Genomic DNA, 17,499 nt, shown 5'->3' with positions numbered 1-17,499 from the left:
AGAATTGAAGACCCAATGAAGATGACTTTCGACACCCGACACAATCTCGCCCCAGCGATCATGCTGGCCCTGAGTCTTTTGCTCGCGGCTTGCGGCAACAAGGCCGTTGCGCCAGAGGCAAAACCCGCAGCCACGCCTGTTGCCGACGAAGAGACGCTCGTCCTGACTCCAGCGGAGCTTGAACATGCCGGTCTCAAGGTCGAGACCTTGGCACCAGCGGCCGCTACCGCCACTGTGAACGTCAGTGCAACGATCAAGCCGAACCAGGATCGCTATGCGCGCATCGTCGCGCGGACAGAGGGGCGCGTACTTAGCTCGCCAGGTGCACTGGGAATGACCGTTCGCGCGGGCCAGGTGCTCGCCACCCTCGACAGCCTGGCCGTCGGCGACGCCCAACTGGCCTACCGCCAGGCGGCAGCCAGTCAGCAAGTGGCCGCGGCCGACTTTGACCGCACGCGCAAGTTGGCGGACGAAGAAATCGTTCCCCGGCGCGATTTGATCCGTGCCACAGGCGACTTGGAGAAGGCCAACGCGGAGCTGCGGACGGCCCGCGAGAAACTCAGGCTGCTCGGTGCCACACCTGCCACGGGCGAAGTTGCGGCCGTGATGGCGGTCCGCTCGCCCATCGCCGGCGAGATTGTGCAGAAGAACGCGAGCATAGGCGAGCAGGCCAGCAGCACGGAGCCCATGTTTACCGTGGCTGACCTCTCCACCGTCTGGATCGAGGCGAACCTGAGCGAGGAACTGGTGTCCCGGGTGCGTGCCGGGGCGTCGGCCACAGCCGAAGTGGGTGCATTGCCCGGTGAGCGCTTCACCGGCCGGGTTGACTACGTGGCCGGGGCACTGGATCCGGAGACGCGTACCGGCGTGGCCCGTATCGTGGTCGCCAACCCGCAGCGGCGGCTCAAGCCGGAGATGTTCGCCACGGTTCACATTGCAACCGGCCAGCAGGTGCCCAGCGTCCTCTCCGTGCCGGACGCCGCCGTGGTGCTGCTGCAGGGGCAGTCGACCGTCTTCGTGGCACTCAAGAACGGCTATCAACCACGCCCTGTCCAGACCGGACAGCGCTTGAATGGCAGGGTGGTAGTCACGTCCGGTGTGTCCGCCGGCGAGCGCGTGGTCGTGGCCGGAGCGTATGCGTTGAAGGCGCGTCTGCTCAAGTCGCAGATCGGCGAAGAGTAAGGGGACGCACATGCTCAATGCAATTGTCGATGCATCGCTGCGGTACAAAGTGCTGGTGCTGGTGGCCTTCGCCGTCATCATCGGTCTCGGCATACGGGCTTTCCGAACGGTGCCAGTTGATGCGTTTCCCGATGTGACTCCGGTCCAGGTCAACGTCTACACGGAATCGGATGGCCTGGCCGCGGAAGATGTCGAGAAGCTGCTGACCACGCCGATCGAAGGCGCAATGGCGGGGCTGCCGGGTGTCGAAGAAGTGCGCTCGGTGTCCTTGTTCGGCCTGTCCTATGTGGGCGTCTATTTCAAGGACGATGTGGACATTTATTTCGCCCGCCGCCTGGTCGGCGAAAAGCTGCAGGAAGCGCGCGAACGCCTGCCGCAGGGCTACGGCGAGCCGGTGCTTGGGCCTAACAGTTCGGGTCTCGGACAGGTGTTCTGGTACACGATCGAGTCGGCCGACAACAAGCTGTCCGCCATGGACCTACGCACGCTGCATGACTGGACGGTGCGTCTGATCGTGCGCACTGCGCCCGGAGTGGATGACGTGATTTCCTGGGGCGGCGAAGAAAGGCAGTTCCAGGTCCAGATCGATCCGCAAAAGCTCCTGAAGTACAAGCTGACGTTCAAGGAGGTCATGGAACGCCTGACCGCCAACAACCAGCAGGTCGGCGGTCAATATCTCAACATCGGCTCCGAACAATACCTGGTGCGCGGTTTGGGACTGGTGTCCAGTGCTGACGACATCGGCGCCATCGTCGTGGCCGCACACGAAGGCGTGCCGGTGTACGTGCGGGACGTGGCCGTGGTGCGTGAGGCACCCGCCTTGCGCACCGGCGCTGTGACCCGGGACGGCAAGGAGACCGTGCTCGGCATGGCGCTCGCGCGGGTGAACGAGAATGCGAAATCGGTCGTTGATGCGGTGAAGGCGAAGCTGGCGGTGGCGCAGGCGGCGTTGCCGAAGGGAGTGACACTGAAACCGGTGTACGACCGCACCGAGCTGGTCGAGAAGGCCTTGAGCACCGCCGAAAGCTCGCTGGTGGAAGGCGCGATTCTCGTGGCCGTGATCCTGTTCCTGTTCCTCGGCGAGGTCCGCTCCGCCGTGGTGGTCATCGTGACGCTGCCGCTGGCGATGCTGATCGCTTTCATGCTGATGCGGCAGTTCGGATTGTCGGCCAATCTCATGTCGCTGGCCGGCCTGGCGATCGGCACCGGCATGATGGTGGATGGCGCCGTGGTCATGGTGGAAAATGCCTTCCGCCTGCTGGCCGAGGCGCGGGAGCACGGGCGGCCAATCAGCCGCACCGCGCTGATCCTGGAGGCGGCGCGCGAGGTGATCAACCCGATTGCCTTCGCCATCTTGATCATCATCGTCGTCTTCCTGCCGTTGTTCTCGCTGACGGGTTTGGAAGGCAAGATGTTCAAGCCCATGGCCCTGACGATTACCTTCGCGATGGCCGGCTCGTTGCTGCTGTCCCTCACTCTCGTGCCGGTGCTGGCGGCGCTGATTCTGCGCCCCAAGGAGGAACGCGACACTTTCCTGGTCGCGCGCGCCAAGCGGCTGTATGTGCCGCTGCTCGACTGGGCTCTTGAACGCAAGAAGCCAGTGGTCGCCGGGGCCGTGCTCCTGCTCGTGGCCACGCTGGCGCTGTTCCCGTTCCTGGGCAAGGAATTCATGCCGACGCTGCAGGAGGGGACGCTGATGTTCCGTGTCACCGGCATTCCCTCGACGTCTCTGGAGGAATCGATACGCGTCTCGACGGTGGTGGAGCAGCAATTGCGATCCCGCTTCCCGCAGGTGCGCAGCGTACTCGCCACCATCGGCCGCGCGGAGAAGGGCGAGACCGCGGACGTCAACTACATGGAAATCCTCCTGGATTTGAAGTCGCAGAAGGAGTGGCCGCGCACCCTCAGCTATTCGGCCCTCGCACGGGAGATGCAGGAGGCCCTGGAGCAGTCGGTGCCGACGGTGGTGTTTGGGGCGACCCAGCCGATCCAGATGCGGGTCGAGGAACTGATCTCGGGCGTGCGCGCGACCCTGGCGCTGAAGATCTACGGGGAAGACCTGGAGACGCTGGACCGTCTCACGGCCCAGATGAAACGCGTGCTGGCCAAAGTGAATGGCGTGGCGGACCTGTCGGCCGAGGCGAACAAGGGCAAGCCGCAACTGATCATCAAAGTCAATCGCGAGGCGATGGCGCGCTATGGCATCAATGCCGATGAAGTTTTGAGCGTGGTGCAGGCCGGGGTCGGCGGAGCGCCCGTCTCGACCCTGATCGAAGGGACGCGCCGCTTCGACATTGCGGTGCGGCTGGCGGATCAGTATCGCCAGTCACCCGCGGCGATCGCCGCCATCCCGATCCGCACGCCGTCCGGGGCCGTGGTGCCGTTCTCGCAAGTGGCCACCATCGAGACCGATGAGGGATATTCCTTCGTCCGTCGCGAGGCGCTGCAGCGCTACTCGGTGCTGCAGATGGATGTCCAGGGGCGTGATGTCGACAGCTTCGTCAAGGACGCCGATGCGGCGCTGAAGGCCCGGGTCTCGCTGCCTCCCGGCTATTACACGCAATGGGGGGGCGCCTTCGAGAATCAGCAACGCGCCATGGCCCGCCTGGCGATGATCGTCCCCCTGACGATTGGCCTGATTTTCCTGCTGCTCTATACGGCGTTCAACTCGCTGCGCCACGCGACGCTGATCATCGCGAACGTGCCATTCGCAGTGATCGGTGGCGTGGTCGGCCTGTTCATCACCGGGCAGTACCTGTCGGTGCCGTCGGCGATCGGCTTCATCGCGGTGTTCGGCGTCGCCATGCTGAACGGGATCGTGCTGATCTCTTTCTTGAATGGCCTGCGCCAGCAGGGCCTGGAGCTGCGGGAAGCCGTGCGCCAGGGCGCCCGCCTACGCCTGCGGCCGGTGTTGATGACCGCCTCGGTGGCGATTCTCGGCTTGGTGCCCATGCTGCTGGCGACTGGCGTGGGTGCGGAAACCCAGCGGCCACTGGCCACTGTGGTGGTAGGCGGCTTGATCACGTCCACCGCGCTGACCCTGCTGCTGTTGCCTTTGATGTACGAATGGGCTGAAGCCCGGGCCGATGCCCGCGCTCGGGATAACTCTTGATGGAGGACATGGCATGAAAGAAGTGAAGGCATTTGTGCATGCGAACCGGATTGGCGAGGTCATTGCCGCCCTCAAGGGCTCGATCGCCTGGAGCGCAGCAGACGCAGGTCAGCATAACCTGGCTGTCTATGTGGTCCAGGGCTCGCTCCTGCCGCTCAACCAGACCGAGCGCCACTATTCGGTGGCGCTTGGAGACGAGGTGGTCAATGAGTACAAGCTGGAGCTGCTCTGCGAGGATCAGCATGTGGATGAGCTCATCGGCATCATTCGCACCGTGGGACGTACCGGACAGCGCAACGCGGGGTGGGTGTACGCCACGGAGATCGGGAACCTGCTTCCGATTGCCTGAGTTGCCGACGAGTGAGTGAACGCACGGACGGGGTCGCCGGGTGGTGGTGGAATCTGGCGACCCCACGAAGAAAGGATCAACGTGACTGAGACCGAGGTTAGCCAAGAGCAGGGCAGCAGACAGTCCGACAGGGAAGACCATCAACACGAGCACGAAGGCGATGCTGGGCATGGGCACGCACACGGAGGCATATTTGGCGAGCACACCGAGCTGATTTTCGCGGTTGCGGCTGGAGCGTTAACGTTCGCGGGCTGGTTGATTGAACGAGCAAGTGCAGGTTCAGAATGGTTGCCGCTGGCGCTGTATTTGGCCGCGTACGCATGCGGCGCCTTCTTTACCGCCCGGGAGGCGATCGGCAACCTGCGTGCGCGGCGATTCGAGATCGATACCTTGATGCTGGTCGCGGCGGCGGGTGCCGCCGCGCTGGGGCAATGGGCGGAAGGAGCGGTCCTGCTGTTTCTCTTCAGCTTGGGGCACGCACTGGAACACTTTGCCATGGGGCGCGCGCGCAAGGCCATCGAGGCGCTCGCGCATCTGGCTCCGGACCACGCGCTGGTGCGGCGGGACGGGAAAGAAGAGGAGGTCGCCGTCGCCGACCTAAAGGTGGGCGATACGGTGCTCGTCAAACCCAATGAGCGCCTGCCCGCCGATGGCGTCGTGGCCCAAGGCAGTACGAGCGTGGACCAGGCGCCTGTCACCGGAGAGAGTGTGCCCGTGGATAAGGTCAGGCTGGAGGGCGACATTGCATCCGCACTGGCCAATTTCTCCAAAGTGCCAGCGGCGAACCGGGTCTACGCCGGCACCATCAACGGCGCAGGGGCGATCGAGATCCAGGTGGCTCGGCTGGCAAAGGAGTCCACCATGGCGCGAGTGGTGCGACTGGTGACTGAAGCGCAGGCACAGCGTTCTCCAGCCCAGGACTTTACCGCCCGCTTCCAGCGCTACTTTGTTCCCGCCGTGCTGCTGTTCGTGGGTCTGCTGATGTTTGCGTGGGTGGTGCGGGATGAAGCGTTCTCTGTCAGTTTCTATCGAGCGATGGCGGTGCTGGTCGCAGCCAGTCCGTGCGCGCTGGCGATTTCGGTTCCCAGCGCCGTATTGAGTGGGGTGGCGCGTGCCGGCCGTGGCGGGGTATTGATCAAGGGTGGGGCTCCCCTGGAGAATCTTGGCAGTCTGTGTGCGATTGCTTTCGATAAGACGGGCACGCTGACTGAAGGTAAGCCGCGTCTCGTCGATGTGGTGCCCGCGCCTGGCGCCAGCGAAGATGATCTGCTGGCGGTGGGATGGGCCGTCGAAGCGCAAAGCGACCATCCCTTGGCTGCGGCGATCGTCCAGGGTATCCGGGACCGCCAGCCGGATGGCCCGCAGCGCTGGAGTCCTGCGACGGAGATGCGCAGCGTGACCGGCAAAGGCGTCGAAGCGCGCATTGGTGGGCGAGAAGTGAGGATCGGTAAGGCCAGCATGTTCGCGGAGGTGCCCGAGCAGATTCGAAAGGCCAATGACGCGTTGAAGGAGCAGGGACGGACAACCGTGATTGTCCGGTACGGCGATGCCTTCCTCGGCGTCTTCGGTCTGATGGACACGCCGCGCGCCAACGTCAAGGAAGTCATGGGGCAGCTGGACCGCCTGGGAATCCGCCGGCGCATCCTGATTTCGGGCGACAACCAAAACGTGGCCGATGCCGTGGGTCAGGCGATCGGGCTGACCGAGGCCAAGGGCGACTTGCTGCCGGAAGAAAAGGTCACCGCGATCGAGCGCCTCAAGCAGGAAGAGTCGAAGGTGGCGATGGTCGGCGACGGCGTAAACGATGCCCCGGCGCTCGCGCACGCGACCGTTGGAATCGCCATGGGGGCGGCCGGCTCGGACGTGGCACTGGAGGCGGCCGATGTGGCCCTGATGGGCGATGACCTCTCCAAGCTGGCGTTCGCGGTCGAACTGTCGCGCCATACCAGCCGCGCCATCCGCCAAAACCTGTGGGTCAGCCTGGGCATGGTGGCGGTGCTGATTCCGGCCACGCTGTTCGGATTGAACATTGGAACGGCAGTCCTGTTCCATGAAGGTTCCACCCTGCTGGTCGTGATCAACGGCCTGCGCTTGCTGGCATTCTCACCACGCACATGACTTCGCTGACCATCCTCACAGCTGCAGGATCCCGCTCTCTGGAGCCGCCAGCGGCCGCTATTCCGCCCGATCTCATCTGGACCGTGCTCGGTTGCGGAGTGGGCAGCATCGCAGCGCTGCTGGTCGGATTGAAAGTGCTCGCCTACATCCATAATAAGAAACGGAGCGCGACACCGTTCGGGAAGAAGCGGGGGCAGGGCCGATGAGCGCTCCGATGCTGCAGTCTTTGGGGTATGCGAGCATTCCCGCGCTGGCGGTCCTGGTAGGAACAGCAGTCGCGATGTGGAGAGTGCCTGGCGATGCGGTTCGTAGTGGCATCCAGCACTTAGCTGCGGGCGTCGTGTTCTGTGTGCTGGCAACCGAGTTGCTGCCGGATCTCGTTCACCGGCACATGCCATGGGTGACCTTACTTGGGTTTTCGCTGGGCGTCGTAGTCCTGCTGACGCTGAAGTTCCTGCAGCCGGAAGACGCACTGCAAGCCAGCAATGGAGCCATGCTGGCGGCCGTGGGCGTGGACGTCTTTCTGGACGGGTTACTGATTGGCCTGTCGTTCGCGGCGGGGCAGGTCCAGAGCATGCTTCTGACCGTGGGGCTGACCTTGGAGCTCGGGTTCCTGGGAGTCGCCATCGCCACCACCCTGGCGGCGAACCGGACGGCTGGTGGCCGCATCATCACCACTGCCGTCCTACTCGGCGTTGTTCTGGTCGTAGGGGCCGGGCTTGGTGCTTGGGCGTTGACCGTGCTGCGTCCGAGTGTCATCGATGGCTTGCTGGCCGTCGGGGTTGCGGCCTTGCTGTATCTGGTGACGGAAGAACTGCTGGTCGAAGCCCATGAGGTCAAGGATACGCCGCTCCAGACCGGCATGTTTTTCTTTGGGTTCATTGCGCTATGGACCTTTGAAATGCTCATTTGACTTCCTCGGTCGCCTTCGCTGTTGTCACACGGCCGTCACAAGATTTCCATATTCTTGGAAGTGTCGTATCATATCGAAAGGCCAGGCCATGTCACACGACCGTGTTTTCAATGTTTTGTTTCTTTGCACCGGAAACTCCGCCCGCAGCATCATCGCTGAGGCTTTGCTTAACCCACTCGGTGGCGGCAAGTTCCGGGCCTTCAGCGCAGGAAGCCAACCCGCCGGAGCAATTCATCCGCTCGCATTGGAGCAGATCGAACGCCTGCGGTTCCCAGCAGACGGATTGCGCAGCAAAGGCTGGGACGAATTCAGCACCGCGGACGCGCCGGATATGGACTTCGTAATCACAGTCTGCGACCAGGCAGCCGGCGAAGGCTGTCCGCGCTGGCCCGGCCATCCGGTCACGGCACACTGGAGCTTCGTCGATCCGACCCGGGCACAAGACGATGAGACCGCTGTGCGCCAGGCCTTCGCCACCGTCGCTCGGGAAATCAAGACCCGGCTGGAGATGTTCACCAATCTGCCGCTTGAAAAGCTGTCGCGCATGGCCCTGCAGGCGGAATTGATCACCATTGGAGCGTCGCGCAATGAAAACGGGGCGGTCACACCTCATGAATCAAATGACTGAAGAAGGATATCGCATGGATACTGCCGCTGTACTGGCTGCACTGGCAGCGTTGGCCCAGGAATCGCGTCTCGCGATCTTCCGCCTGCTGGTGCAGGTCGGCCCGTCCGGCATGTCCGCCACGAAGATAGCGGAAGCCCTCGACATCCCACCGTCATCGCTGTCGTTCCACCTGAAAGAACTCACGCATGCGCGGCTCGCCAGCGCGCGCCAGGACGGCCGGTTTGTGATCTACGCGGCCAATTTCGCCACCATGAACGGTGTCCTCGCCTTCCTGACCGAGAACTGCTGCGGCGGCAATCCATGCTCGACCGGGAGCAGATGCGGCAGTGCCCCGGGGTCCGCCACTCCCTGAACCGAATCCGAGGATCATCTTGAACGTACTTTTCCTTTGCACCGGCAATTCGTGCCGCTCCCTGATCAGTGAAGCCGTCTTCAATCATCTCGCGCCGCCAGGCTGGCATGCCCTCAGCGCGGGCAGCCAGCCGACCGGCAAGCTGAACGAAAGAGCCCTGGCTTTGCTTGCTCAAAAGGGCATTCCAACCGAAGGATATTTCAGCAAATCCTGGGACCATCTGCCGGTGACACCGGACGTCGTCGTCACCGTGTGCGCCAGTGCGGCAGGCGAGACATGCCCAGCCTATCTCGGCCCGGTGTTGCGGACTCACTGGGGCGTCGACGACCCGAGCCACGTGGTGGGAACGTACGAGGAAATCAGCGCCGCTTTCGAGCAGGCCTACGCGATTCTGCGCGCCCGTATCGAGGCGTTCCTCGCGCTGCCGCTGGACGAGCTCGCGCAGGACCGGACTCGTTTCAAGGCTGAACTGGACCGCATCGGGCAGCTCGCAGGCTGAACCTGTACCCACCCGCCTGCTGGCTGATGCCGGCGGGGACTTCCCATTGTTTGAAAGCTTTTCGTGCTGATTGCATTCCTCATTTTTCTGGCGACGCTGACCTTCGTCATCTGGCAGCCGCGTGGCCTCGGCATCGGCTGGAGTGCCGCCGCCGGTGCCGTCGTAGCCCTGCTGGCAGGCGTCATCCATGTGAGCGACATTCCCGTGGTGTGGCACATCGTGTGGAACGCCACGGGCGCATTTGTGGCCGTCATTATCATCAGCCTGCTGCTCGACAAGGCCGGATTCTTCGAGTGGTGCGCACTGCATGTGGCACGCTGGGGCGGCGGGCACGGACGGCGGCTGTTCGTGCTGCTGGTCCTGCTGGGTGCAGCCGTGGCGGCGCTGTTCGCCAACGACGGCGCGGCGCTGATACTCACGCCGATCGTCATCGCCATGCTGGCCGCCCTGCGGTTCTCACCGCGCACGACACTGGCCTTCGTGATGGCGGCTGGCTTTATCGCCGATACCGCCAGCTTGCCGCTGGTGGTGTCCAACCTCGTGAACATCGTGTCGGCGGACTTTTTCCGGATCAGCTTTGCCCGCTATGCGGCGGTGATGGTCCCGGTGGACCTGGTCTCCGTGGCAGCGACGCTGGCCGCACTCGTCTGGTTCTTCCGCAAGGACATCCCGGCCGACTATGACCTCGCCCAGCTGCGGCGCCCGGCCGAAGCCATCCATGATCGAGCGACGTTCCTGACCGGGTGGGCCGTGCTCGCGGTGCTGCTGATCGGCTTCTTCTGGCTGGACGCCGCAGGCATTCCGATCAGCGTTGTTGCCGCAGCGGGGGCGGCGGTTCTGCTGGCCGTGGCCGCACGCGGGCATCGGATCGCGACCCGGGAGGTGCTGCGCGGGGCGCCCTGGCAGGTTGTCGTGTTCTCGCTGGGCATGTACCTGGTGGTGTATGGGCTGCGCAATGCCGGGCTCACCGACTACCTGACGGCGCTGCTCAACAGCTGTGCGGAACACGGGATCTGGGGTGCCTCGCTCGGTACCGGCTTCATCACAGCGATCCTGTCGTCCATCATGAACAACATGCCCACTGTGCTCGTCGGTGCACTTGCCATCGATGGCACCACCGCGCACGGCGTGGTTCGCGAGGCGATGGTGTATGCCAACGTCATTGGTGCGGACCTGGGCCCGAAAATCACTCCTATCGGCAGCCTGGCTACGCTGTTGTGGCTGCATGTGCTTTCCACGAAGGACATTCGGATTTCGTGGGCCTACTACTTCCGGGTCGGCATTCTACTGACCCTTCCTATTCTGTTCGTGACCTTGGCCGCGTTGGCCCTGCGGCTGAGCTAAGTTGAACTATCTGCCATGAGTGACATTTCCGATCTCCCCAATATCAAAGCCGACCTGCTGGAACTGCCCACCGAGGCCAAGCTGCAACCGGTCGGTGACCTGAACCATCCGCCGCGCATCCTGATGCTGTACGGCTCCCTGCGGGAGCGCTCGTACAGCCGCTTCCTGACGCTGGAGGCGGCCCGCATTCTGCGCCACTTCGGCGCCGAGGTGAGGATCTTCGATCCGACGGAGCTGCCCATGGTGGGGAGCGTCCCGGAGACGCACCCGAAGGTCGTCGAGCTGCGCGAGCTGTGCCTGTGGTCGGAAGGCCAGGTCTGGTGCAGTCCAGAGCGCCACGGCACGATCGCGGCCGTGATGAAAAACCAGATTGACTGGATCCCTCTGGAACAGGGCGCGGTCCGCCCCAGCCAGGGGCGCACGCTGGCCGTGATGCAAGTCTGCGGTGGATCGCAGTCGTTCAACGTGGTTAACACCCTGCGGCTGCTGGGGCGCTGGATGCGCATGTTTACGATCCCGAATCAATCCTCGGTGCCGATGGCCTACAAGGAATTCGATGAAGAGGGACGGATGCGGCCATCGGGGTATTACGACCGGGTGGTGGACGTGATGGAAGAGCTTTTCAAGATCACGCTGCTGATGCGTGGACGGGCCGACTATTTGACTGACCGCTACAGTGAGCGGAACGAACGGGCACGCAAGGCCATCAACGCGCAGCTTGCCAAAATCTGATCGCAAGCACGGACCGTTCATCCTCGCGGCGCACCAGCCAGGGCACCGTACGCCCGAGCCCTTCATTGAGTTCGGCAGCGGTCGCCAGCGCCACCAGATCCGCTCCAGGCTGCCCCACCATTCGAAGGTTGCCCAGGTAGATCTCGGCGGTGCCGACCGTGGCCTTCACCCCCAGCCCTGGTAGCGCGGCCGCGTTGAAGGCCGGCAGCAGCGCGCCTTTGCTTTGCGCAGCTACAGGATATGCTGGACCGCGCATGGGGTCTGACTCCGCTTTCGCGCCTCGCGTGTCAGGTCACGGTTGGCAGTGAGGATCTCACCGTCTCCCTGCCGCAGTACTCGATTAATCTGGTGCGCGAACGTGAGTGAAATCCAGGGCGTTTTCCGTTCTGTCGTGCTGACAGCCTGACCGACGCGCCGCGTTCACCTGACCGGAGCCGCCATCAAGTGCCAGACTAGCGATCCAGCCTTCCGGTATCATTCGGCTTTCATGATTCTCAGGATGCGGGAATGGCGGGCTGTTGCGAGAACAAGGGCTGCGAAATCCAGGCTCTGCGAGCGTCGCATGGCCGGGTGCTCTGGATCGTTTTGGCGATCAACGCCGTGATGTTCCTGGTGGAGGGCGCGGCCGGCTGGATGGCGCAGTCGACCTCCTTGTTGGCAGACGCGCTCGACATGTTCGGTGACGCGCTCGTGTACGGCTTCAGCCTGTTCGTCCTGGCGCGGTCGGCGCGTTGGCAAGCCGGGGCCGCGCTGGCGAAAGGCGTCTTCATGCTGGTGTTTGGCCTGGGTGTGTTCGGCGAGGCTCTGCACAAGATGCTGGTACCGGTCATGCCGGGTGTCGAAACGATGGGCGCGGTGGGTGCGGTCGCACTGTTCGCCAATCTCGTGTGTTTCGGGCTGCTGTACCGCCATCGCGGCGATAACCTGAACATGAGTTCCACCTGGCTCTGCTCGCGCAACGACCTGTTTGCCAACGTTGGCGTCCTCGGTGCGGCTGTCGCCAGCTATACGTGGACGTCACGCTGGCCGGATGTCATCGTGGGCGTGGCCATCGCCGCCCTGTTCGTGCGGTCCGCGCTGTCCGTGCTGGGGAGCTCCTTGCGCGCCGTGCGCGATGGGGGCGGTGAAGTGGTCCGGACCCCTGGGGCACACGAGATCACGCGCTTGCGCTGAGAGTGCCAGGGGCGGGCTCTGCTGTACGGATATCGGACATTCCGACGAGAATCGTGCACGCCTGGGCGAGCCTGAAATGCTAAGTTTCAGACATGGCCCGTCTCCTGTCCCGCTCGCTCCTGCACCTGCTGGTCCTGCTTATATGCCTGCAGGGCGGCGGTGGCGCGTGGGCTCAGTCTCTGCATCGCCACAGCCGGCCAGTCGGCGGACACGGTGCTCCCACGCTGATGTCGCTCACGGTTTCCGACGCCAGCGCTCGGCACAAGTGCTGTTGCAAAGGCAAAAAAAAGGTGTCCTGTGGCTGTGCGGCGTCCTGCGCCGGGACGTGGGTGACGCAGCGCGGGCCCGCCTTGATCGCGGCAGTCCGCATCCCGAGCCAGCTGGTCAGCGCGCCCGACCTCGCTATCCATAGCTTTATCCCTCCGCTCCCCGATCCTCCGCCCAGAGTACTCCCCCATTGACATTTTCAGGGCTGGCCCGTCCCGGGCTGGATAGCGACTGACGAGCTCGAACTGGGCTCATGTTCAATGGATCACTCATGCTTACTTCTCGTTTGGCGCCTGGCTTGCCGAGCCAGTTGCGCCGCCGTGTGCTCAAGGGGCTCGCGGCATTCGGCACCATCGCGAGCGGCGGGCTGCCGGCCCGCGCGTTGGCTCAGCTGACTGGCGACTCGGACGTCCTCAGCGGCAAGGCATTTCATTTGACGATAGGTGCCACTGGCGTCAATGTCACCGGCGCTCAGCGCGTTGCAACCGCGGTCAACGGGCGCGTTCCCGCTCCCACCCTCATGTGGACCGAGGGCGACCTGGTCACCCTGCACGTGACCAATCTCCTGGACACGCCTTCGTCCATTCATTGGCACGGAGTGCTTGTTCCGGCCGACATGGATGGCGTGCCTGGACTCAGCTTTCCGGGCATCGCGCCCGGACAAACCTTCACTTACCGCTTTCCGGTGAAGCAGAGTGGAACCTACTGGTACCACAGCCATTCGCGGTTCCAGGAACAAACCGGGCTCTACGGGGCCATCGTCATCGCTCCAAAGAGTGGCGAGCGGATCCCGGCCGACCGCGACTACGTGGTCATGCTTTCAGACTGGACGGACGGCGTACCCGAGCGCATCTTCGCCGACCTGAAGAAGATGAGTGACTTCTTCAACGCCAATCAGCCCACCCTGGGCGACCTGGTCCGCGATGTGCGCAGCATGGGCTGGGCCGCGGCACTCGACAAGCGCAAGATGTGGAACCGCATGCGGATGATGCCCACGGACTTCAGCGACGTGACGGCAAGCCGCAATGTCACCGCATCGCTGCACTACTTGATCAACGGCCAGATCGCCGCCCGCAACTGGACCGGCCTGTTCCGTCCAGGCGAGCGGGTGCGGCTGCGCTTCATCAACGGCTCGGCCACGACGATCTTCGACGTGCGCATTCCCGGGCTCAAGTTGAACGTGGTGGCGGCGGATGGCCAGGACGTCGAGCCGGTGACGGTCGATGAATTCAGGATCTCCGTTGCGGAAACCTATGACGTCATTGTCGAGCCCGATGATCAAGCGTACACCGTGTTTGCCCAGTCCATCGACCGCACAGGCTTTGTGCGGGGGACCCTGGCGCCGCGGGCCGGTATGCAGGCGCCAGTGCCGGCTGTGGACCCGCCTCAGTGGCTGGAGATGGTCGACATGATGGGGGCGATGGCCATGGGCGGAAATGGGCATGGCGCGATGCACAGAACGGGGCCGGGCCCCGCAGGAGCGGACAGCGGCGAGCACAGTCCGATGGACCACAGCCAGATGGACCATAGTCGAATGGACCAGAGCCGGATGAACCCGAATCCGATGGACCACAGCCAAATGGACCACAGCCAGGTGGACCACAGCCAGATGGACCACAGCCAGATGGACCACAGCCAGATGGACCACAGTCAAATGGACCAGAGCCAAATGAAACCGAGCCAAATGGACCATAGCCAGATGCAGATGAGCCACGGCCAGATGGGTCACACGGCGATGGACCCGAACAAGACGAACCACAACCAGAAGCCACCCAGCCAGACCGCCGCGCCGGGCACCATGCCAGGAATGGCGATGGGAGCCTCCGCCGGGGCCGCGCCGCCCCAGTTGCGCTGGGAGCGCGGCGCTCCTGTCGGTTCAGCGCGGCATGCCCGAACGGAATATACCCCCAACGTGGACATGCATGTGGACATGCCCCGCACCAATCTCGACGACCCCGGCATCAACCTGCGCGGGAACGGACGCCGCGTGCTCACCTACGCTGACCTGCGGACGGTGGGCGGCAGCATTGACCGGCGCGCACCATCGCGGGACATCGAACTGCACCTGACAGGCAACATGGAGCGCTTCGTCTGGTCCTTTGACGGCCAGAAGTTCTCCGAATCAAAGCCAGTGCATTTCCGCCACGGCGAGCGGCTGCGCATCGTCCTGGTGAATGACACGATGATGAACCATCCCATCCACCTGCACGGGATGTGGGGCGAGCTGGAGAGCCCGGAGGGCGACTTCCTGGTGCGCAAGCACACCTTCAATGTTCAGCCAGCACAGCGCATCGCGTACCGCGTGACTGCGGACGCCCTGGGGCACTGGGCCTATCACTGTCATTTGCTCTATCACATGGAAGCGGGCATGTTCCGGGAGGTGATCGTCTCATGAAATTTCGCGACCAACTCTCCCTTGGCGTGCTGCTCTGTGCCGCCGCCAGTCCGGTGCCCGCCTGGAGCCAGCAAACCAGCCAACCGATGCCCGGGATGCCGATGGGTTCGACTCCAGGCAAGCAGATGGATTCGGTGCCGGGCATGAAGATGGATTCGATGTCGGGCATGCAGAAGGACTCCATGCCAGACACGAAGAAGGACTCGATGCCGGACATGCAGAAGCATTCGATGCCGGGCATGCAGATGGATTCGATGCCCGGCATGACCATGGGCCCGATGCAGGGTGGCCAGCCACCGGCCAACGCACGCGCACCCGACTACTCGGAGGGGACGCAACGATCTCATCTCGGCGGAATGGAGATGGCCGACGACATGCTGTTCGGGCGCATTCTTGTCGACCGGCTCGAATGGTCCCGCGACCGGCACGCAACAAGCGCGCGGACCGAATCCGAAGCCTGGTACGGCGGCGATATCGACAAGGTCTGGTTCAAGCTGGACGCAGAACGGCGCGGCGGGCGGCTGGACAGCGCCCGCACGGAGCTGCTGTGGAACCGGAATGTAGCGGCCTTCTGGAGTACCCAGCTCGGGGCACGCCACGACACCGGCGGAGGGCCTGCACGGGACTGGCTGGCGGCAGGCATCCAGGGGCTCGCTCCCTACCGCTTCGAAACCGAGGCGACCGCGTACGTGGGCCGTGCCGGCAGTCTGGCAGCGCGCTTCAACGTGAAGTACGAGTTGCTGTTCACGCCGCGTCTGATCCTGGAGCCGGAGCTCGCTGCGAACATGTATTCGCGTGCGGACCGTGAGCGCGGCCTTGGCGCGGGGCTGTCCGATACGTCGGCGGCTCTCACGCTCAGGTACGAAGTCACCCGCCAGTTCGCGCCCTACCTTGGGCTGGAATGGACGCGCCGGTTTCACCAGACAGCCGACTTGGCACAGAGCGAGGGCAGGCAGACCTCGGCTACCGCATTGCGGTTTGGCGTGCGGCTCTGGTACTAGCAGCACCGAACTGCCGTGCATGGTTTTCTAACTCAGAGGAGAACAAAATGAAGAAGCGAATAGGCTGTACCACAGTGGGTGCGGTGCTGCTGCTCAGCGTCCCGATGGCGCATGCGGACATCACGGTGTACACCGACCGCACGGCCTTTCTGGCTGCAGTCGGGGCAACGGCAAGCGACACCTTCATGGACCTGGAGCCGGGGTTCCTGGACAGCCCGTTGACTCGTGCCACTGGTGCTGTCGGTTACACCGTCAGCACCGAGGCCAGCACGGACGGGCTGTACGCAATGCGCCCGGCCAGCGGCGGGACGTGGCTGACGCCGACGGTCGCCAGCGATGCGCTGACCTTCACCGGATTTACTGCCCCTGTGCGCGGCTTCGGCGGCGGCTTTTTCGGGACCGATGTCTTCGGCAATGTCGTCGATCCGGGGCCCCTCGTGCTGACCGCGGTCGATGCGGATGGCTCGCTCACTTACACGCTGGAGCATCCCGAAGCCAACTCATTCATCGGGTTCCTTGCCACCAGCGGACTGAAACAGGTGAGCCTGAGCACCCACGACACCGAAGCCAATGTGTACTGGGCGACTACCAGCGATGTGCTCCTTGCGGTGCCCGAGCCGGCCAGCTGGGCCATGCTGAGCGTGGGCCTCGGCATGGGACTGTTGCTGACGCGCCGCCGCGCCTGACCGATTGCATCTGACTCGTCACTTGAATACGAAAGGAAACACATCATGACAACAATGAACCGTGCAAGCGCTTTCAAATCGCGCGCTGGCGCCGCACTTCTTGGGGTGACCCTGTCGCTGACTGCTGTGGGAGCCTGGGCGGATGGACCCGGCCGTGGCCCCACTGGCACATGGGAGAAAGGCTATCTCGTCTTCATCATCGACCACCATTATTCCGCTCTGCGCATGACCGAACTGGCGGCAGGCACGGACCCGACACGCGACGCGCCGGTGGTGAACCCGGCGGAGGGCACCTCGCCGACCCCGGGCATCAACAGCACGCCGCCGAAGGCCAGCTCGGAGCAGATCCGTTCGATGTCGCGCCAGGCCAACCGCACCCAGCGCGAAGAGATCGGCCGTGCCCAGCGCATGCTGCGCGACTGGTATGGCCTGACACACGAACCGAAGCTGACAGCTGAAGGCAGCCGCATGATCGCGATGCTGGAGGGGACCCCATCCGGAGCCCGTTTCGATGAGGTGTTCCTGCGCACCTTCAGCAATCACCACCTGAGCGCGCTGGCCCCAAGCCTGCACTGCCAGGTCAAGAGTGACCTCAGCCATGACTCGCTGCGCCGCTACTGCGACGATATCGTGACATCCCAGAAGAACGGCATCAACGATATGCGCGAGATGCTGTGCAAGCAGTTCTCCGACTGCGACTTCCTGCCCGAGACGGGCGACCGGCGCAAGGACCAGGACTTCTGATCCC

Annotated in this window: 17 protein-coding genes; 16 read left to right on the top strand and 1 reads right to left on the bottom strand. The window is 63.8% G+C overall.

Annotated features, from left to right (window positions below; all coding sequences use genetic code 11):
• Window positions 1-15: 15 nt before the first annotated feature.
• The 11 genes from E4L96_RS19905 to arsH all read left to right on the top strand — a co-directional run bounded on the left by E4L96_RS19905 (window position 16) and on the right by arsH (window position 11,229).
• On the top strand, window positions 16-1,182 hold the full coding sequence (locus tag E4L96_RS19905) for an efflux RND transporter periplasmic adaptor subunit (RefSeq protein WP_135208955.1): 1,167 nt from the start codon (window positions 16-18) through the stop codon (window positions 1,180-1,182).
• Window positions 1,183-1,192: 10 nt separating this feature from the next.
• Window positions 1,193-4,294 (top strand): efflux RND transporter permease subunit, encoded by a 3,102-nt coding sequence (locus tag E4L96_RS19900; RefSeq protein WP_135208954.1) that lies wholly within the window; start codon window positions 1,193-1,195, stop codon window positions 4,292-4,294.
• Between the two features lie 13 nt (window positions 4,295-4,307).
• The gene (locus E4L96_RS19895) at window positions 4,308-4,643 is read left to right on the top strand and encodes a P-II family nitrogen regulator (protein ID WP_135208953.1); all 336 of its coding nucleotides are present in this window, start codon (window positions 4,308-4,310) and stop codon (window positions 4,641-4,643) included.
• Window positions 4,644-4,724: 81 nt separating this feature from the next.
• Entirely contained in the window at window positions 4,725-6,761 is a 2,037-nt protein-coding gene (locus E4L96_RS19890; protein ID WP_229414639.1) for a heavy metal translocating P-type ATPase, read from the top strand.
• Window positions 6,758-6,967, top strand: a complete 210-nt coding sequence (locus E4L96_RS19885) for a hypothetical protein (protein WP_135208951.1) — start codon at window positions 6,758-6,760, stop codon at window positions 6,965-6,967. Before E4L96_RS19890 ends, E4L96_RS19885 begins: the two co-directional genes overlap by 4 nt.
• Window positions 6,968-6,975: 8 nt before the next feature.
• Window positions 6,976-7,674: a ZIP family metal transporter gene (locus E4L96_RS19880; protein WP_229414637.1), complete on the top strand. Its 699-nt coding sequence runs from the start codon at window positions 6,976-6,978 to the stop codon at window positions 7,672-7,674.
• Window positions 7,675-7,762: 88 nt separating this feature from the next.
• Window positions 7,763-8,302, top strand: a complete 540-nt coding sequence (locus E4L96_RS19875) for an arsenate reductase ArsC (protein WP_135208949.1) — start codon at window positions 7,763-7,765, stop codon at window positions 8,300-8,302.
• A gap of 13 nt (window positions 8,303-8,315) precedes the next feature.
• A complete protein-coding gene (locus E4L96_RS19870; protein WP_135208948.1) occupies window positions 8,316-8,654 on the top strand; it encodes an ArsR/SmtB family transcription factor in 339 nt (112 codons plus the stop codon).
• Between the two features lie 19 nt (window positions 8,655-8,673).
• On the top strand, window positions 8,674-9,153 hold the full coding sequence (locus E4L96_RS19865) for an arsenate reductase ArsC (protein WP_135208947.1): 480 nt from the start codon (window positions 8,674-8,676) through the stop codon (window positions 9,151-9,153).
• A gap of 63 nt (window positions 9,154-9,216) precedes the next feature.
• On the top strand, window positions 9,217-10,497 hold the full coding sequence (locus E4L96_RS19860; protein WP_135208946.1) for an arsenic transporter: 1,281 nt from the start codon (window positions 9,217-9,219) through the stop codon (window positions 10,495-10,497).
• Window positions 10,498-10,512: 15 nt separating this feature from the next.
• Window positions 10,513-11,229, top strand: coding sequence for an arsenical resistance protein ArsH (gene arsH / locus E4L96_RS19855; RefSeq protein WP_135208945.1), 717 nt, complete (start codon window positions 10,513-10,515; stop codon window positions 11,227-11,229).
• On the opposite strand, the gene E4L96_RS19850 is transcribed toward arsH, so the two are convergent.
• Window positions 11,204-11,485, bottom strand: a complete 282-nt coding sequence (locus E4L96_RS19850; RefSeq protein WP_135208944.1) for a hypothetical protein — start codon at window positions 11,483-11,485, stop codon at window positions 11,204-11,206. The two genes, arsH and E4L96_RS19850, sit on opposite strands and share 26 nt — an antisense overlap.
• A gap of 251 nt (window positions 11,486-11,736) precedes the next feature.
• Between E4L96_RS19850 and E4L96_RS19845 the strand changes: the two genes are divergently transcribed.
• The 5 genes from E4L96_RS19845 (at window position 11,737) to E4L96_RS19825 (ending at window position 17,495) form a co-directional block, all read left to right on the top strand.
• On the top strand, window positions 11,737-12,402 hold the full coding sequence (locus tag E4L96_RS19845; RefSeq protein ID WP_135208943.1) for a cation diffusion facilitator family transporter: 666 nt from the start codon (window positions 11,737-11,739) through the stop codon (window positions 12,400-12,402).
• A gap of 538 nt (window positions 12,403-12,940) precedes the next feature.
• On the top strand, window positions 12,941-15,064 hold the full coding sequence (locus E4L96_RS24490) for a copper resistance system multicopper oxidase (protein WP_135208942.1): 2,124 nt from the start codon (window positions 12,941-12,943) through the stop codon (window positions 15,062-15,064).
• Window positions 15,061-16,065 carry a copper resistance protein B gene (locus E4L96_RS19835; RefSeq protein WP_229414636.1) on the top strand — a complete coding sequence of 335 codons (1,005 nt, stop codon included), beginning with the start codon at window positions 15,061-15,063 and terminating at the stop codon, window positions 16,063-16,065. The genes E4L96_RS24490 and E4L96_RS19835 overlap by 4 nt, the downstream gene beginning before the upstream one ends.
• 47 nt (window positions 16,066-16,112) lie before the next feature.
• Window positions 16,113-16,751, top strand: coding sequence for a PEP-CTERM sorting domain-containing protein (locus E4L96_RS19830; protein ID WP_167758752.1), 639 nt, complete (start codon window positions 16,113-16,115; stop codon window positions 16,749-16,751).
• Between the two features lie 45 nt (window positions 16,752-16,796).
• Window positions 16,797-17,495 carry a DUF305 domain-containing protein gene (locus tag E4L96_RS19825; protein ID WP_135208940.1) on the top strand — a complete coding sequence of 233 codons (699 nt, stop codon included), beginning with the start codon at window positions 16,797-16,799 and terminating at the stop codon, window positions 17,493-17,495.
• The last annotated feature ends 4 nt before the right edge of the window (window positions 17,496-17,499 follow it).

This window comes from Zemynaea arenosa, from assembly GCF_004614185.1.
Classification (GTDB): domain Bacteria; phylum Pseudomonadota; class Gammaproteobacteria; order Burkholderiales; family Burkholderiaceae_D; genus Telluria; species Telluria arenosa.
Note: the sequence above shows the minus strand (reverse complement) of the source record. Positions and strands in the feature narration are given on the sequence as shown.

Coding starts and splice junctions, on each gene's coding strand:
- E4L96_RS19905 (WP_135208955.1), top strand. CDS start 16: ATGAAGATGACTTTCGACACCCGACACAATCTCGCCCCAGCGATCATG.
- E4L96_RS19900 (WP_135208954.1), top strand. CDS start 1,193: ATGCTCAATGCAATTGTCGATGCATCGCTGCGGTACAAAGTGCTGGTG.
- E4L96_RS19895 (WP_135208953.1), top strand. CDS start 4,308: ATGAAAGAAGTGAAGGCATTTGTGCATGCGAACCGGATTGGCGAGGTC.
- E4L96_RS19885 (WP_135208951.1), top strand. CDS start 6,758: ATGACTTCGCTGACCATCCTCACAGCTGCAGGATCCCGCTCTCTGGAG.
- E4L96_RS19880 (WP_229414637.1), top strand. CDS start 6,976: ATGCTGCAGTCTTTGGGGTATGCGAGCATTCCCGCGCTGGCGGTCCTG.
- E4L96_RS19875 (WP_135208949.1), top strand. CDS start 7,763: ATGTCACACGACCGTGTTTTCAATGTTTTGTTTCTTTGCACCGGAAAC.
- E4L96_RS19870 (WP_135208948.1), top strand. CDS start 8,316: ATGGATACTGCCGCTGTACTGGCTGCACTGGCAGCGTTGGCCCAGGAA.
- arsH (WP_135208945.1), top strand. CDS start 10,513: ATGAGTGACATTTCCGATCTCCCCAATATCAAAGCCGACCTGCTGGAA.
- E4L96_RS19850 (WP_135208944.1), bottom strand. CDS start 11,485: ATGCGCGGTCCAGCATATCCTGTAGCTGCGCAAAGCAAAGGCGCGCTG.
- E4L96_RS19845 (WP_135208943.1), top strand. CDS start 11,737: ATGGCGGGCTGTTGCGAGAACAAGGGCTGCGAAATCCAGGCTCTGCGA.
- E4L96_RS24490 (WP_135208942.1), top strand. CDS start 12,941: ATGCTTACTTCTCGTTTGGCGCCTGGCTTGCCGAGCCAGTTGCGCCGC.
- E4L96_RS19835 (WP_229414636.1), top strand. CDS start 15,061: ATGAAATTTCGCGACCAACTCTCCCTTGGCGTGCTGCTCTGTGCCGCC.
- E4L96_RS19830 (WP_167758752.1), top strand. CDS start 16,113: ATGAAGAAGCGAATAGGCTGTACCACAGTGGGTGCGGTGCTGCTGCTC.
- E4L96_RS19825 (WP_135208940.1), top strand. CDS start 16,797: ATGACAACAATGAACCGTGCAAGCGCTTTCAAATCGCGCGCTGGCGCC.